Here is a 15,718-nt window from a genome sequence, read left to right as displayed (position 1 = left end):
GTACCCTTTTCGGTTCGTGCTTGTGACCACCGGTGACGCCGGTGACGCGCCGGCTCCCGGCGCCCTTCCTCGACACGTGCCGCCTCGAGGAAGGCTTTTCGCATGTCCGTGAGCACCACTGCGCCCACTTTCGCCGACACCGGCCTGGCCCCGGCGCTCGTCGCCGAGCTGACCCGGCAGGGCATCACCGCGCCGTTCCCGATCCAGTCCGCCACGCTGCCCGACTCGCTGGCCGGCCGGGACGTGCTCGGTCGCGGTCGCACCGGCTCCGGCAAGACGCTGGCGTTCGGCCTCCCGCTGCTGCACCGCACGGCCGGTCACCGGGCCCGTCCCGGCCGCCCGCTCGCCCTGGTGCTGGTGCCCACCCGGGAACTGGCCCAGCAGGTGACCGCCGCGCTCACCCCGTACGCGGGCGCGCTCAAGCTGCGCTGCGCCACCGTGGTCGGCGGGCTGTCCCTGACCCGCCAGGCGGACGCGTTGCGCGCCGGCGCCGAGGTGCTGGTGGCCACGCCCGGACGGCTGCACGACCTGATCGACCGGGGCGACGCCCGGCTGGACCAGGTGGCCGTCACCGTGCTGGACGAGGCCGACCAGATGGCCGACATGGGCTTCCTGCCGCAGGTGACGAAGCTGCTGGAGCAGGTCGCGCCGGGCGGGCAGCGGATGCTGTTCTCGGCCACCCTGGACCGGGGCGTGGACCGGCTGGTCCGGCGCTTCCTGACCGATCCGGTGACGCACTCGGTCGACCCGGGCACCGCCACGGTGACCGCGATGACCCACCACGTGCTGCACCTGGAGGCGGAGGACAAGCAGACCGCGCTGGCGCACATCGCCGCCCGCGAGGGCCGCACCATCGTCTTCATCGCCACCAAGCACCGCGCCGACCGGGTGGCCCGGCAGTTGCTCTCCAAGGGCGTACGCGCGGCGGCGCTGCACGGCGGCAAGTCGCAGCCGCAGCGCACCCGGATCCTGGAGCAGTTCCGCACCGGACTGGTCACCGCGCTGGTGGCCACCGATGTGGCCGCCCGGGGCATCCATGTGGACGGGCTGGACCTGGTGGTCAACGCCGACCCGCCGACCGAGGCGAAGGACTACCTGCACCGGGGCGGCCGGACCGCCCGCGCGGGGGAGTCGGGCACGGTGGTCACCCTGGTCCTGCCGGAGCAGCGTCGGGACGTCGCCCGGCTGATGAGCACCGCCGGGATCAACCCGCAGACCACCCGGGTACGCGCCGGGGACGCGGAGCTGGGCCGGCTGACCGGGGCGCGGGAGCCCTCCGGCGTGCCGGTGACCATCACGCCGCCCGCCGCCGCGCACCCCGCCCCGGCGACCCGGCCGCGCCGCCGCCCGCGTCGCCGCTGACCGGCCGTTTTCCGGTGGTCCTCCCCGGCGTCGCCGACCGGTAGTCCGCCGGCGTCCCGGACCGGTCGCTCCGCGCTGCCCGCTGAGTCGGGGATCAGCGGATGTTCAGTCGGGTGGCCGACTGTCCGCCGGCGACGGGGCGACGATCCTGGGTCCCAGGGGCGGTCCGGGGGGACCGGCCGGATGCGGAGGGGCGGCCATGGCGGGTGACGCCGGTCCGGGCGGGGCCCGGGAGGTGCTGCTGGTGCTCGCGGTCGCGGGCGCCGGTCTGGCGCTGGCCGTGGTGGCCGCGTTCGGCCCGTGGCACCCGGCCGTGGACGGTCCCCAGGACCGTGGCGCGGCCCGCACGTTCAACCCCGGGTGATCCGCACTGTCGACCGGATCGAGGATGTCACGCAGTGTGACGTCTTCCGGCGACTGTCCGGTAGAAACGGATATACCGCTGAGGCATAAATATGCCTCAGCGGTATATCGCCTCGGAGGGATGCCTTCGTCTGTGGGGCACTCACCACAGACGAGCGTCCCGACACGACCGCCCGGGGCGTGAGTAGCCGGGCGGGGCCCCGGCACCGGGCCCCCGCAGGCCGGTGGCCACGCCGTGGTAGCCGGTCCGGTCGGCCGGCATGCCCCGAACGCTGGTGAGCGTGCCCCCGACCGCGCGGAGCACGTCACCGACGCTGATCTCCGCCGCCTTGACCAGCTCCGCCGCCACCGGAGTCGCCACCCCCGGCGCCTCAGGCGCCGGCCTGGTCCAGCACGCCCCAGCGGCGGCGGATCGCCTTGTCGGCCGCGCCGAACGCGGTGTCCACCAGAAGGCCCACCACCAGGATGACGATCATGACGGCCATCAGCCGGGGCGCCTCGCTCAGCTCACGGGCGTAGGTGAGCTGCGCGCCGATCGAGGTGCGGGTGGCGATGACGACCAGCAGCTCGCCGGCCATCAGGCTGCGCCAGGCGAACGCCCAACCCTGCTTGAGCCCGGCCACGATGGCGGGCAGCGCGGCCGGCGCGATCACGTACCGGTAGAGGTTGAGCCCCCGGGCACCGAGGTTGCGACCGGCCCGGACCAGCAGCGGCGGCACGTAGTCCACGCCGTGGATGACACCGTTGGCGACCGACGGCGCGGCGCCCAGCACCACCACGAAGAAGATCGCCTGCTCGCTGAGCTGGAACAGCAGGATGGCCAGCGGGAACCAGGCGATCGACGGCATGGTCTGCAACGCGGTGATCATCGAACCGAGCGCGGCGCGCAGCACCCTGACCCGGGCCACGCCGAGACCGAGCAGCAGACCGACGGCCACCGCGGCGGCGAACCCGACGGCCGCCCGACGGGCGGTGGTGGCCAGCCCCTCCCAGAGCGCCGAACTGACCAGGTAGTGACCGAGGTCGGCGAGGACCACCGCCGGGCCCGGCAGCGCCCACGGCTCCTTCCAGCCGCTCCAGACCACGGCCTGCCAGATGGCGATCGCCAGGGCCAGCGCGGCGAACTTGGGCCAGGCCGCCGACCAGAGCCGACGCAGTCGGGAGGGGCCCTTCTCCCGGCCGGCGATCTCCAGCGCGTCCAGACCGGAGATCTCCGCGTCGGTACGCGCCGAGGCGGCGAGGGTGTCACCGGCCATGGCGGCCCACCTCCTTGCGCAGCCGGTCGGTGACCTCGGCGGCGATGGCCGAGACCTCCGGCGAGTCGATCCGCCGGGGCCGTGGCACGTCGACCCGGGTGGAGTAGATGATCCGGCCGGGCCGGCTGGAGAGCAGCACGATCCGGTCGGCGAGCCGGGCCGCCTCGCGCACGTTGTGCGTGACGAACAGGACGGTGAGCTTGCGCTCGCCCCAGATCCGCTCCAACTCGTCGTGCAGGATGTCCCGGGTCATCGCGTCGAGCGCGCCGAACGGCTCGTCCATCAGCAGCACCGGGGTGTCCAGCGCGAGCGTGCGGGCCAGCGCGACCCGCTGCCGCATGCCGCCGGAGAGCTGGTGCGGGCGCTTGCGGCCGAAGTCGGACAGGTGGACCGTGCGCAGCAGCTCGGCCACCCGCGCCCTGCGCTGGTCGCGGGGGAGCCCGCGCAGCTTCAGCGGCACCTCGACGTTGCCCTCGACGGTCGACCACGGGAACAGCGCCGGCTCCTGGAACATCAGGCCCGGGTTGACGCCCTCGCCCAGCTCGATCGTGCCGCCGCTGATCCGGTCCAGGCCGGCGACCAGGTTGAGCAGCGTGCTCTTGCCGCAGCCGGACGCGCCGACCAGGCAGACGAACTCGCCCGGCGCCACGTCCAGCGACAGCCCGTCCAGCGCCAGGACGGCCTGCTCGCCCTGGCCGTACACCTTGGTCACGCCGCGCAGCGCGACCGAGCCGGTCGCGCCGCGCGGGGTCGTCGTGGTCGACGTCACGGCTGGGTGACCTCGGGCTCGCCCTGCGCCTTGAGCACCTCGTTGAGGTACGTCAGGTCGTAGAGGCCGTTCAGGTCGACCGGCTGGGTCAGCCCGACCGCGACGGCGTGGTCCAGGCCGGTCTTCAGCGAGGTCGCGATCGGGTCGTTGGTGAACTCCAGCGTCGGCCAGGCCTGCTTGATCAGCTTCACGTCCAGCGGCTTACCGGTGATCTTGCCGATGTGCTGAGAGATGGCCTGCTGCGCCTCGTCCGGCTTGGTGTTGACGAACTCGTTCGCCGCGACCTGCCCCTCGACCAGCTTCTTCACCACGTCCGGGTGCGCCTTGAGGAACTTCGTGCTGACCAGCAGGTTGGTGATGACGAACTTCTTGTCCGGCCAGAGGTCGCGCTCGTCGACCAGCACCTTGCCGCCGGCGTTGACCAGGCGGGAGGCGAACGGCTCCGGCACCCAGGCGCCGTCGATGGCGCCGCTGCCGAACGTCTCGACGGTCTGCGCGTTCTCCTGCGGGACGACCTTGACGTCGCCGCCGCCCTCCTTGGTGGTCTGCAGGCCCTTCTCCTTGAGCCAGTAGCGCAGCGCGACGTCCTGGGTGTTGCCGAGCTGCGGGGTGGCGATCTTCTTGCCGCGCAACTGCTCCACCGAGGTGATGCCGGGCTTGACCACCAGCGCCACGCCGCCGGACGCGGCGCCGGAGACCACCCGGACCGCCTCGCCCTTGGACTTGGAGAAGGCGTTCACCGTCGGGTTCGGACCGATGTACGTGGCGTCGAGCGCGCCGGAGAAGACCGCCTCGATGGCCGCCGGGCCGGCGTTGAACGTCTTCGTCTCCAGCGTGACGTCGCCGCCCAGCTTCTCCTTGAAGATCCCCTTCTCCACGCCGACCACGGCGGGCGCGTGGGTGATGTTGGGGAAGTAGCCCAGGCGCAGCGTCACCGGGCCGGAGTCGCCGGCGGCATCGCTGTCGTCGCCGCAGGCGGCGGTGGCGCCGAGCGTGGCCGCGCCGACCACGGCCAGGGTGGCCAAGGTGGCCAGGCGGCGCAGGGGGAGCCGTCTCATCACATGTCCAATCCGCAGTATTCCTATTTAGTTGGTAGGAAGAGTGGGGCAAGTGGCCGCCGCCGTCAAGACCCGTCCCGCGACAGTCCACCGTTCGGCCCGGGCACACCGCCGGTGCGGTCGGTACGGAGGCGCTAGTGTCGATCTCGTGCCGACGCGCAGAGCGAAGATCCCAGCGACGAAGTACCCGGTCGAGCGGTTCGTCCTCGACAACGGCCTGCGGGTGGTGCTCACGCCGGACCGCAGCGCCCCGGTGATCGGGGTGGCGGTGGTCTACGACGTCGGCATCCGCTCCGAGCCGGAGGGGCGCACCGGCTTCGCCCACCTCTTCGAGCACCTGATGTTCCAGGGCTCGGAGAACCTGGAGAAGCTGGCCCACTTCCGGCACGTGCAGGGCGCCGGCGGCACGTTCAACGGCTCCACCCACCTCGACTACACCGACTACTTCGAGACGCTGCCGAGCAACGCCCTGGAACGGGCGCTGTTCCTGGAGGCCGACCGGATGCGCGGCCCCCGGCTGACCGAGGAGAACCTGCGCAACCAGGTCGACGTGGTCAAGGAGGAGATCCGGGTCAACGTGCTCAACCGGCCGTACGGCGGCTTTCCCTGGCTCACGCTGCCCCCGGTGATGTTCGACACCTTCCCCAACGCGCACGACGGCTACGGGTCCTTCGTCGACCTGGAGTCCGCCACGGTGGCCGACGCGGCCGACTTCTTCCGCCGCTACTACGCCAGCGGCAACGCCGTGCTCGCGGTCAGCGGCGACATCGACGTGGCCGAGGCGACCACCCTGATCGAGCGGCACTTCGGCGACGTGCCGGCCCGGCCCGCCCCGGAGCGACCCGACTTCGCCGAGCCGGACCTGACCGCCGAGCGGCGCAGCACGTACACCGACGCGCTGGCCCCGCTCCCGGCCGTGGCCGGCGCCTGGCGGGTGCCCGACCCGGTCGGCGACTTCGCCGGCTACCTGCCCTACGTGGTGCTGGCCGAGGTGCTCACCGACGGCGACGCGTCCCGGCTGGTCGAGCGGATGGTGCAGCGGGACCGCTCGGTCACCGGGCTGGGCGGCTACCTCGGCTTCATGGGCGACCCGTTCGACGTCCGCGACCCCACCGCGCTGCTGCTCCAAGCCCACCTGCCGCCCGGTGGCGACGTCGACAAGGTGCTGCGCACCGTCGACGAGGAGCTGGACCGGCTGGCCACCGACGGGCTGACCGAGGGGGAGCTGGCCCGGACCCAGGCCCGGATGGCCACCCACCTGCTGCGCGACACCGACGCGGTGCTCGGCCGGGCGCTGCGGATGGCCGTCCTGGAGCAACAGCGCGGCGAGCCGGGCCTGCTCAACGAGCTGCCCCGGCTGGTCGGCGAGGTGACCGAGGAGCAGGTCCGCGCCGCCGCCGCCACCCTGCGGCCCGAGCGCCGCGCGTCCGTCGAGGTCGTCGCCGGAGGTCTGAAATGAGTACACCGACCACCGTCCGGCCGCTGCCGGCGCTCGGCCCGAACCGTCGCCTCAAGGTGCCGAAGCAGGCCGAGCGCACGCTCGGCAACGGCCTCACCGTGATCGCGGTCCGGCGGCCCGCCGTACCGCTCGTGGAACTGCGCCTCTGGATGCCGTTCGGGCGCGCCCACCTGGCCCGCGGCGCCATGCTGGCGCAGACCGTGCTGGCCGGCACCGAGGCGCACAGCGCCACCGAGATCGCCGCCGAGCTGCAGAAGGTCGGCGGCGGGCTCTCCGCCGGCGTGGACCCGGACCGGCTGATGCTCTCCGGCGCGGCCCTGGTCACCGGGCTGGACCGGGTGCTGGAGCTGCTCGCCGAGGTGCTCACCGGCGCCACCTACCCGGGTGACTGGGTCCAGACCGAACGGGACCGCCTGGTCGACCGGATCCAGGTCGCCCAGAGCCAGCCGTCCCACCTGGCCCGGACCGCGTTGCTCAAGCGGGTCTACGGCCGCCACCCGTACGCGGCACAGACCCCGGAGCCCGATCAGGTCCGGGCGGTCCGCCCGGCCGCGTTGCGCCGGCTGCACGCCGAGCGGGTCCACCCGGCGGGCGCGGTGCTGGTGCTGGTCGGCGACGTCCAGCCGGAACGGGCACTGGACGCCGCCGAGCGGGCGCTCGCCGGCTGGCGGGGGGACGGACACACCGCCGAGCTGCCGCCCGCGCCGCCGCTCGAACCCGGTCCGCTGGTGCTGGTCGACCGGCCCGGCTCGGTGCAGTCCTCGCTGCGCCTCGCGCTGCCCGCAGTGCCCCGCACCCACCCCGACCACGCCGCGTTGCAGCTGGCGAACCTGATCTTCGGTGGCTACTTCTCCTCCCGCTGGGTGGAGAACATCCGCGAGGACAAGGGCTACACCTACGGGCCGCACTCGCTGGTCGAGCACTCGGTGGCCGGGTCGGTGCTGGTCGCCGGCGCCGACGTGGCCACCGAGGTGACCGCGCCGGCGCTGGTGGAGACGCTGTACGAGCTGGGCCGGCTGGCCACCGTGCCGCCGAAGCCGGAGGAACTGGAGCAGGCCCGCCAGTACGCGCTCGGCACGCTCCAGCTCGGCATGTCCACCCAGGCCGGGCTCGCGTCGCTGACCAGCGCGTACGCCGGCAACGGGCTCCGGCTGGACTTCCTCGCCGAGCACGCCGCCCGGCTGGCCGCCGCGACGGTGGACGACGTGGCCGAGGCGGGGGCCCGCTATCTGGCCCCGGCCCGGGCGGTCACCGTGGTGCTCGGTGACGCCGCCCGGGTGGCGGACTCGCTGGCCGTGCTGGGGCCGGTGCGGACGGAAACACCGTGACGGCCGGTCGGACGTCCCGGTGGGCGGGCGGTGACCGATGACCGGCGAGTCCGCGCCGCCGCTGGCCCGGTCCACGCTGGACCGGGCCGCCCACCTGCGGACCGATCCGACCTGGCTGGCCGAGGCCTGGGAACGGGCGCGGGTGCTGGTGCTGGACTCGGCCGACGAGGGACGGGCGCTCGTCCGGGGCGTGGCCGCCCCGCCCGAGCTGGTCCTCGTCGGTCCCGGTGAGCTGCCCGAGGTGCCCCGCTCGGTACCGATGTTCCTCGGCGTCGAGCCGGACGGGGTGCCGGTCTTCGCGGTGGACGGGGCGCTGCCGGAGCTGCCCGGCACCCGTCGGGCCCACCTGCGCGAGGTCGGCCACCTCATGAGCGACCGCGACGCCGGCGTGTTCACTACCGCGTTGGCCCTGCTCAACTGGCACCTCCGGCACGAATACTCGGCCCGCACCGGGCACCCGACCCGGATCGACGAGGCGGGTTGGTCGCGGATCGATCCCGACGGCGACCGGGCCTGGCCGCGTACCGACCCCGCCATGATCGTGCTGGTGCACGACGGGGTGGACGGCCCGGACGGCCGGTGTCTGCTCGGCAACAACGCGGCCTGGCCGAGCACCCCCGGGCTGCGCCGCTACTCCTGCCTGGCCGGCTATGTCGAGCCCGGCGAGTCGGCCGAGGCCGCCGTTCTGCGCGAGGTCCGCGAGGAGGTCGGCGTCGAGGTCGCGGAGATCGGGTACGTGGCCAGCCAGTCCTGGCCGTTCCCCGGCTCGCTGATGCTCGGCTTCCTCGCCCGGGCCGACGCCGACGCGCCGATCCGGGTCGACCCGGCCGAGATCGCGCACGCCCGCTGGTTCAGCCGCCGGGAGATCGGCGCGGCGTTGGCCGACGAGCCGGTGACGGTGGACGGCGGGGACCGCCTGCTCCTGCCCCCGCCGTCGTCGATCGCGCTCTTCCTGGTGCACCGCTGGCTCGACGGCCACTGCTGACCCGCCCGGTCCGAGGTGCACGGTCCGTGACCGGCCCACCCGAAGAGTGGGGTTGAGTGCGATATACCGCTGGGTCATAAATATGACTCAGCGGTATATCGCACTCGGCGAGGGTGACTGGGGCGGCGAGCGCGACAGGGCGGACCCGCCGCCCGCGCGCCGCGGCGGTCCTTCCCGGGCCCTGCCGGGCCGAGTGGGGCCTGGCCGAGGCGGGTGGGGCCGGGCTGCGGGGGGTGGACACGGTCCCGGCCCGGACCGTCGTTGCCGCGGCGGTCGCGGGCCGGGAACACGGGCCGTCGTGGCCGGGTGAGGCGTGGAGCGCGGCGGGGGAGCCGGTCCGGCCACGACGGACGTCAGCGGCCGGTCATCCGCCGTCCCAGCGGTAGGGGTGGCCGGGCGCGGTCTCCTCGACGGGCAGCACCTTGACCCGGTGCCGGCCGGCGCGTACCGCACCGACGGCGGACAGGGCGCGGGCGAGCAGGAGGGCGGCGTCCCGGTCCTCCGCGTGCACGACCTGACGGCGGGCCTCCGGCGCGCTCGTCTCGTCCCGCAGGCGGCCCCCGCCCGCCCAGGCGGCGGCGATGTCGGCGTCGGCGGCGCTACGGATCTCGGTGCGGACGATCAGGAACCGCATGGTGTCCCCCGGAGAGCGGACGGACGCGCTGGAACTTCCACGTCACTCCCGCGTCATGTTACGCCCGCATGTCGTCCCAGCAAGTGAAACCGGCCGGCTCGACCGATCGGGGGACCCCAGGTCAGCACGGTTGTCGGGGATGGACACGCGAGGGGCCGCCGGCGTGCCGCCGACGGCCCCCGGGCACTCGCCGGATCAGTTCAGGTCGAACCGGCCGTTCTTCGCCCCGGCGATGAAGCCGAGCCAACCGGCCCGGTTGAACAGCAGCACCGGCCCGCTCGGGTCCTTGCTGTCCCGCAGCGCCACGGTGGCCGGCCCGGTGCCGAGCGGCGCGACCTCCACGCAGTTCGAGGTCTGGCTGCGGGTGCTCTTGCGCCAGGCGGCGCCGGCGAGCTGCCCCGAGAGGGAGGTCGTGCTGGTGCGGATCTCGTTCATGGTCCTGCTCCTGATGTGGTGCTCCGATGGGAACGAGCGACGCCGGAGCGCGGGCGGTGTCCGTGGGGGATCACCGCTCCGTGGTGAGGCGCCCCGAGTCCCGGCGACGCTGGGTCGGCGCCGTTGCCGGCCCGTACGCCACCGTGGACTCGACTGCCGTGCCGGTCAGCCGTCCCGTCGCCTCGATCAACCAGGAGAGGGTGTCCGATGCGGAGAGTGCCGACGTGCATAGCCACTCGAACACCACTTTATAGCGATTTAGGGTGTTTACCTCGGTCGACATGACGTCGGTGAACCCACCTTCGATGGCCAATGTCTCCGGATCGAGGGGATCGGCGAACCGGTAGACCGAGAAGGCGGTCGGCGGAAGGTACCAATCGCCCACCCGCGTGTCCCGCAGCAGCAGCCGCAGCGTCACGTTCGGCAGCAGGGCCATCTCGCACAGGTGGACGAGCTGCTCGTGCAGCACCTCGGGCGGCCCCGCCCGCCGGCCGAGCGCGGCCTCCTCCAGCACCGCCGTGTAGCGGGGCACGTCGGGGGAGCGGGTCAGCAACGACTGGCGGGACTGCCTGGCGCGTACCTCGGTCTCCGGGTCCTCGGTCTCCGGGTCGCCGGCCTCGGCGGCCACCTGGGCCGCGGACATGATCCGGTGCCGGGCGTAGCCCGGGGTCTGCAGCAGCCCCGGCACCAGCACCGGGTTGTACTCCGAGATCTCCGCACAGCCGGCCTCCAGCTCGGCGAAGGCGCGTTGCTGCTGGGTCATCACCGGGAAGTTGCGCAGCCAGCCCCGCATGTCGCCGGCCTCGTGGGTGATCCCGGTCAGCTCCGCGCGCAGCTCCTCGTCGGCGCCGTAGAGCGTCAGCAGGACGTCGACGTCGTCCGGGTCGGGCCGGCTCCGGCCGTTCTCCAGCCGGGACAACTTGGATGCGGAAGCCCAGCCGATCCGCTCGATGACCTGGTCACCGGTGAGACCGGCCTGTTCGCGGAGCCGACGCAGCTCGGTGCCGAGTCGTCGACGGCGCAGAATCGGGCCTGGTGCGGCAGGAGGCACGGCGTCCTCTTTCCCGTGGACCGTCGCAGGACGCGACGGTAACTGTATGAAATTCGCCCCCCACGGTCAGTATGGACGGCGCGACCGGTGTCGGAGGTTCCGGCGAGGGCGTGTCACGAGACAAAAAGAGGACCGTGGAGAGCGCCTTCACCGGCGCCCGCCCCCGACGCGCCCGAAGTGGCGCACCCCCGCCGGAGGGAACCGATGCGCACCGTCCTGCGCCGCCCCGACTTCCGCCTCCTGTTCGCCGCGCTGGTGGCGAGCATGGCGGCGGAGTCGATCCTGCTGCTCGCACTGGCCGTCTGGGTGAAGGACCTGACCGGTTCGGACAGCATGGCCGGAGCGACCATCTTCGCGGTCATCGCGCCGATGGCGCTGGCCCCGCTGGTCGGCTGGGTGGTCGACCGCTACCGCCGGCGGCCGTTCTTCATCGCCGCCAACCTGGTCGCCGCCGTGCTGCTCGGCCCGCTGCTCACCGTGCGGGACCGGACCGACGTCTGGGTGATCTACGTGGTCGCGGCGCTCTACGGCCTGTCCTACATCACCCTGACCGCCGTGCTCAACGCGCTGATCCGGCAGCTGGTGCCGGCCGAGTTGCTGCCCGACGCGAACGGCGCGTTGCAGACGGTCCGGCAGGGGCTGCGGTTGATCGGCCCGCTCGCCGGGGCCGGCGTGTACGCCGCCGTCGGTGGCTGGCTGCTGGTCACCCTGGCGATGACCGGGTTCCTGGTCGCCGCGGCGGTGGTCGTCCGGCTCCGGGTGGAGGAGAGCGGGCCGCCGCGACCGGTCCTTCGCGGCCCCGCCGAGCTGGGCGCGGGGCTGCGCCACCTGGCCGGCGAGGCCGCGCTGCGCCGGGCGCTGCTCGGGTACGGGCTGGGTTCGCTGGTGATGGGCTTCACCGAGTCGCTGATCTTCGCGTACGTCGACCTGGGTCTGGGCCGCGACGCCGCGTTCGTCGGCGTGCTGGTCATGGTGCAGGGCGTGGGCGGCCTGGTCGGCGGCCTGTTCTCGGCCGCGGTGGTGCGCCGGTTCGGCGAGGTCGGCGCGCTGGCCGCCGGGGTGACGTTCTTCGGCCCGGCCGCGCTGGCGCTCGCGTACCCCCGGCTCTGGCTCGGGGTGGTGGCGCTGCTGCTGGCCGGCGTCTCGCTGCCGCTGACCATGGTGGGGTTGCACACGCTGGTCCAGCGGCGGACGCCGCCGGCGCTGCTGGGCCGGGTGACCGCCGCCTCGGAGGCGCTGGTCAGCGGGCCGCAGGCGGCCTCCATCGGCACCGGCGCGTTGCTCGTCGGCGTGTTCGACTACCGGCTGCTGTTCGCCCTGGTGGGGGCGGTCACCACGGCCGCCGGCCTCTACCTGTGGCGGGGCCGCGGCCTCACCCCGCCGGCCGCGGGCGCGGCGCGTGTGCCGACCCCGCGCCGGCCGCTCGACGACGAGATGCTGGCCACCGCCCGCCGACGCCGGGCCCCCTGAACGGCGACGAGCGGCCGTACCCGGAACCGGGTACGGCCGCTCGCGCGGCGCGGGCAGGTCAGCCGGGCAGGCTGGCCAGGTGCTGCTTGACCTGGTTGATCGAGGGGTTGGTCAGGGCGCTGCCGTCGTCGAAGCGCAGGGTCGGCACGGTCTGGTTGCCGCCGTTGACGCCCATCACGAACTCCGCGGCCGCGGTGTCCTGCTCGATGTCGACCACCTCGTACGCGATGCCCTCCCGGTCGAGCTGCGACTTCAGCCGGTGGCAGTAGCCGCACCACGGGGTGGAATACATCGTCAACATGGTCTGGTCCTCCAAGGGGTGGCTCGCGCCCGGTCCGATCAGGCCAGGCTAACCGCTGCAACGTCACACGATGCTGGGATGATTCCCTGCTGTGGGCGTTCACTCAGCGGCGGAACGGGTGCTGGCCGGTCTGGATCCGGAGCAGCGGTCCGCGGTGACCGCCCCGGCCGGCCCGGTCTGCATCCTGGCCGGCGCCGGGACCGGCAAGACCCGGGCGGTGACCTCGCGGATCGCCCACCGGGCGCTGACCGGCGACATCGCCGGCCGGCACGTGCTGGCGGTCACGTTCACCGCCCGCGCCGCGGCCGAGATGCGCAGCCGTCTCACCGTGCTCGGGGTGCAGGGTGTGCAGGCGCGTACCTTCCACGCCGCGGCGCTGCGGCAGGTCCGCTACTTCGCGCCCCGGCTGCTCGCCGGCCGGGCCATGCCGGAGCTGCTGGACAGCAAGGTGCGGGTGGTCACCCTGGCCGCCGCCAAGGTGGGCCTGCGCGCCGACCGGGCCGCCGCGCGGGACCTCGCCGGCGAGATCGAGTGGGCGAAGTCGTCACTGGTCGAGCCCGGGGAGTACGTGGTGGCCGCGGCCAAGGCGCTGCGCGAGACGCCGTACGAGCCGGCCCGGGTGGCCGAGGTGTTCGACGCGTACGAGCGGCTCAAGCGCGGCAACGGGGTGATCGACTTCGAGGACATGCTGCGCGCCGCGGTGTGGGGCATCGAGGAGCACCCGGACGTCGCCGAGCAGGTGCGCAACCAGTACCGGCACTTCGTCGTCGACGAGTACCAGGACGTCAACCCGCTCCAGCAGCGGCTGCTGGAGGCCTGGCTCGGCGGTCGCGACGACCTGACCGTGGTCGGCGACGCCAGCCAGACCATCTACTCGTTCACCGGCGCGACCTCGTCGTACCTGGTCGACTTCCCGCGCCACCACCGGGGCGCGACGGTGGTCCGGCTGGTCCGCGACTACCGCTCGACCCCGCAGGTGGTGGGCCTGGCCAACGCGGTGATCTCGCAGGCCCGGGGCGCCGAGGCGCGGCTGCGGCTGGAGCTGCACGGCCAGCGCCCGCCCGGCCCGGAACCGGAGCTGCGGATCTTCACCGACGAGCCGGCCGAGGCCAACGCGGTGGCGGCCCGCTGCCGGGCGCTCGTCGCCGGTGGCACCCCGGCCCGGGAGATCGCGGTGCTGTTCCGCACCAACGCGCAGTCCGAGGCGTACGAGAAGGCGCTCACCGAGGCCGAGGTGCCCTACGTGCTCCAGGGCGCGGAGCGGTTCTTCGAGCGGCCCGAGGTGCGGCAGGCGATGATCGCGCTGCGCGCCGCCACCCGGTCGGTCCCCGGCGAGACGCCGCTGCGGGCGGCCGTCGTGGAAGGGCTCGCCGCGGTCGGCTGGGCGCCGGACGCGCCGCCGGCCGGCGGCGTCGCGCGGGAACGCTGGGAGGCGCTCGCCGCGCTGGTCCAGCTCGCCGAGGAGTACGCGGCCACGCCCGACCTGCTGCCGATCGGCGAGGCCGCGGCGGTGGAACGGCAGCGTGGCCTGGCCGACTTCACCGAGGAACTCGCCCGGCGGGCCGCCCAGCAGCACGTGCCCACCGTGGAGGGGGTCACGCTGGCCTCGCTGCACTCGGCCAAGGGCCTGGAGTGGGACGCCGTGTTCCTGGTCGGGCTCGCCGAGGGCACGCTGCCCACCACCTACGCGAAGACCCCGGAGCAGGTCGAGGAGGAGCGGCGGCTGCTCTACGTGGGGATCACCCGGGCCCGGGAGTGGCTCTGGCTGTCGTACGCGACGGCGCGCTCGCCCGGCGGCCGGGCGCGGCGTCCGTCCCGCTTCCTGCCCCAGCTGGACCGCTCGGGCGGCGGCGAGCGGGCCGGCGCCGTGCCGGCCCGGCGGGCCGAACGGCGGCGGCCCCAGGTGGTCTCGTGCCGGATCTGCGGCGCCACGCTGCTCGCCGGCGCGGACCGGAAGCTGGGGCGCTGCCCCACCTGCCCGTCCGACCTGGACGAGGAGCTGTACGAGCGGTTGCGCGAGTGGCGGCAGCGGGTGGCCGGCGCGCAGAAGGTGCCGGCGTACGTGGTGTTCACCGACGCCACGCTCACCGCGTTGGCGGAGCGGAAGCCGGCCCGCACCGAGGACCTGGTCGCGATCGCCGGGATCGGGCCCCGAAAAGTGGGCCTTTACGGGGATACGGTGCTGGCCCTGGTGGCCGGCGCGGCGGTCGACGACGTCTGCCCGCAGAAAACTTTCGAAATCTAGCCGTAAATCGTTTGCCCTCGCCCGCGGGCGAGGAATAGCCTCAGGACACACCTCGCGAGCAGCGCCGTTCTGGCTGCTCAAGGGGGATGAGTCCATGGTCGGCACGAGGAAAGTCAGGGAGGTGGCACCAATGGAGATCTACACCTACGAGCGTCCGGCGGCGATGCCAGCTGCCGGCGTTCCGCTGTCGGCCGTGCGGGTGGCCCTCGCCGCCCGACCGTCGGCTCCGCAGGTGCACCAGGTCCGGGTTCAGGCCGAGCTGAACCTGACCGTCGCGCCGATCACCGGAGTCGAGGGGACCAGTGGCTTCACGGGCATGGACATCGATGGCGGCAAGAAGCGCACGGATGTCCGCGGCGTTCCACCTCGAGGTAGACCGGTCTGATCCACAGACCACCGGCTCACCTCGAGGCCGCGGAACCCGCACACCGGGATCCGCGGCCTCAGTTTTTTGCCCGTCGACGTACGTCGGAAATGCGATCCACGAGATCGAAGTGAGAGAGAGGTGACCGGAGGATGAGTCTGGCGTTGGCCCCACTCGACGTGAGCGTCGAGGTGGAGGCGAACCTGCCCTGCCGGAAGTTCGACCCCGACCTGTGGTTCTCCGACTCGCCCGCCGAGCTCGAGCTGGCCAAGTCGCTCTGCGGGGACTGCCCGCTGCGCGTCGAGTGCCTGGCCGGGGCGGTGGAGCGGGCCGAGCCCTGGGGCGTCTGGGGCGGCGAGATCTTCGAGCGCGGCGCGGTCGTCCCGCGCAAGCGGCCCCGTGGCCGGCCGCGCAAGGAGGACCTCGCCCGTGACGCCCAGCTCCGGGTCGAGGCGGAGGCGCGACTGGCGGCCAGTGGGCTGACCGAGTCGCGTAGCGCCGTCCGACTGGCAGCCTGACACACCTGCGTTCCGAAACCGACCGATGCCGGTGTCCCTCCACCGGCCGACCTGAGAGAGAAAACCGATGCTGCACCTGCCGAACGGAACCGAGATGCAACTACTCCACGAAGCGTTGTC

17 protein-coding genes are annotated in these 15,718 nt (G+C 73.5%); 9 read left to right on the top strand and 8 right to left on the bottom strand.

Translation table 11 applies throughout. From position 1 onward, the window contains the following. Nucleotides 1-102 precede the first annotated feature (102 nt). Both O7600_RS14020 and O7600_RS14015 read left to right on the top strand, forming a co-directional pair. On the top strand, nt 103-1,362 hold the full coding sequence (locus O7600_RS14020; RefSeq protein WP_281593977.1) for a DEAD/DEAH box helicase: 1,260 nt from the start codon (nt 103-105) through the stop codon (nt 1,360-1,362). A gap of 199 nt (nt 1,363-1,561) precedes the next feature. Next, nucleotides 1,562-1,726: a hypothetical protein gene (locus O7600_RS14015; protein WP_172967924.1), complete on the top strand. Its 165-nt coding sequence runs from the start codon at nt 1,562-1,564 to the stop codon at nt 1,724-1,726. 141 nt (nt 1,727-1,867) lie between these two features. Here O7600_RS14015 and O7600_RS14010 read toward each other — a convergent pair whose 3' ends face one another. Genes O7600_RS14010 through O7600_RS13995 form a run of 4 tightly spaced genes read right to left on the bottom strand, consistent with a single transcriptional unit; the run spans nt 1,868 to nt 4,808 of the window. After that, entirely contained in the window at nt 1,868-2,086 is a 219-nt protein-coding gene (locus O7600_RS14010; RefSeq protein WP_281593976.1) for a hypothetical protein, read from the bottom strand. A gap of 10 nt (nt 2,087-2,096) precedes the next feature. Further along, complete coding sequence (locus O7600_RS14005) at nt 2,097-2,981, bottom strand: ABC transporter permease subunit (protein WP_281593975.1); 885 nt, start codon at nt 2,979-2,981, stop codon at nt 2,097-2,099. Next, complete coding sequence (locus O7600_RS14000; RefSeq protein WP_281593974.1) at nt 2,971-3,750, bottom strand: ABC transporter ATP-binding protein; 780 nt, start codon at nt 3,748-3,750, stop codon at nt 2,971-2,973. Before O7600_RS14000 ends, O7600_RS14005 begins: the two co-directional genes overlap by 11 nt. Further along, entirely contained in the window at nt 3,747-4,808 is a 1,062-nt protein-coding gene (locus tag O7600_RS13995; RefSeq protein WP_281593973.1) for an ABC transporter substrate-binding protein, read from the bottom strand. Before O7600_RS13995 ends, O7600_RS14000 begins: the two co-directional genes overlap by 4 nt. 148 nt (nt 4,809-4,956) lie before the next feature. Here O7600_RS13995 and O7600_RS13990 point away from each other — a divergent pair, with 148 nt between their 5' ends. The 3 genes from O7600_RS13990 to nudC are packed head-to-tail and all read left to right on the top strand — an operon-like array spanning nt 4,957 to nt 8,580. Continuing rightward, nucleotides 4,957-6,267 carry a pitrilysin family protein gene (locus O7600_RS13990; RefSeq protein ID WP_281593972.1) on the top strand — a complete coding sequence of 437 codons (1,311 nt, stop codon included), beginning with the start codon at nt 4,957-4,959 and terminating at the stop codon, nt 6,265-6,267. Continuing rightward, the gene (locus O7600_RS13985) at nt 6,264-7,595 is read left to right on the top strand and encodes a pitrilysin family protein (RefSeq protein WP_281593971.1); all 1,332 of its coding nucleotides are present in this window, start codon (nt 6,264-6,266) and stop codon (nt 7,593-7,595) included. The genes O7600_RS13990 and O7600_RS13985 overlap by 4 nt, the downstream gene beginning before the upstream one ends. 37 nt (nt 7,596-7,632) lie before the next feature. Beyond that, entirely contained in the window at nt 7,633-8,580 is a 948-nt protein-coding gene (gene nudC, locus O7600_RS13980) for an NAD(+) diphosphatase (protein ID WP_281593970.1), read from the top strand. Between the two features lie 364 nt (nt 8,581-8,944). On the opposite strand, the gene O7600_RS13975 is transcribed toward nudC, so the two are convergent. The 3 genes from O7600_RS13975 to O7600_RS13965 form a co-directional block, all read right to left on the bottom strand. After that, nucleotides 8,945-9,214, bottom strand: coding sequence for a hypothetical protein (locus O7600_RS13975; RefSeq protein ID WP_091570759.1), 270 nt, complete (start codon nt 9,212-9,214; stop codon nt 8,945-8,947). Between the two features lie 195 nt (nt 9,215-9,409). After that, complete coding sequence (locus O7600_RS13970) at nt 9,410-9,649, bottom strand: DUF397 domain-containing protein (protein WP_091570763.1); 240 nt, start codon at nt 9,647-9,649, stop codon at nt 9,410-9,412. Between the two features lie 70 nt (nt 9,650-9,719). Continuing rightward, nucleotides 9,720-10,700, bottom strand: coding sequence for a helix-turn-helix transcriptional regulator (locus tag O7600_RS13965; protein WP_281593969.1), 981 nt, complete (start codon nt 10,698-10,700; stop codon nt 9,720-9,722). Between the two features lie 204 nt (nt 10,701-10,904). Between O7600_RS13965 and O7600_RS13960 the strand changes: the two genes are divergently transcribed. Continuing rightward, on the top strand, nt 10,905-12,170 hold the full coding sequence (locus tag O7600_RS13960; protein WP_281593968.1) for an MFS transporter: 1,266 nt from the start codon (nt 10,905-10,907) through the stop codon (nt 12,168-12,170). Nucleotides 12,171-12,228: 58 nt separating this feature from the next. Here O7600_RS13960 and O7600_RS13955 read toward each other — a convergent pair whose 3' ends face one another. After that, the gene (locus O7600_RS13955) at nt 12,229-12,471 is read right to left on the bottom strand and encodes a mycoredoxin (RefSeq protein ID WP_091570776.1); all 243 of its coding nucleotides are present in this window, start codon (nt 12,469-12,471) and stop codon (nt 12,229-12,231) included. 91 nt (nt 12,472-12,562) lie between these two features. Here O7600_RS13955 and O7600_RS13950 point away from each other — a divergent pair, with 91 nt between their 5' ends. From O7600_RS13950 to O7600_RS13940, 3 genes are all read left to right on the top strand, one after another. After that, complete coding sequence (locus tag O7600_RS13950; RefSeq protein ID WP_281593967.1) at nt 12,563-14,716, top strand: ATP-dependent DNA helicase UvrD2; 2,154 nt, start codon at nt 12,563-12,565, stop codon at nt 14,714-14,716. A 130-nt stretch (nt 14,717-14,846) separates the two neighbouring features. Then, on the top strand, nt 14,847-15,101 hold the full coding sequence (locus tag O7600_RS13945) for a hypothetical protein (protein WP_281593966.1): 255 nt from the start codon (nt 14,847-14,849) through the stop codon (nt 15,099-15,101). A 131-nt stretch (nt 15,102-15,232) separates the two neighbouring features. Then, nucleotides 15,233-15,598 (top strand): WhiB family transcriptional regulator, encoded by a 366-nt coding sequence (locus O7600_RS13940; protein ID WP_281593965.1) that lies wholly within the window; start codon nt 15,233-15,235, stop codon nt 15,596-15,598. Nucleotides 15,599-15,718 lie beyond the last annotated feature (120 nt).

The organism is Micromonospora sp. WMMA1998, assembly GCF_027497375.1.
GTDB classification, from domain to species: Bacteria; Actinomycetota; Actinomycetes; order Mycobacteriales; family Micromonosporaceae; genus Micromonospora; species Micromonospora sediminicola.
The sequence above is the reverse complement of the archived record's forward strand: the minus strand, read 5'-3'. Positions and strand labels throughout refer to the sequence as shown.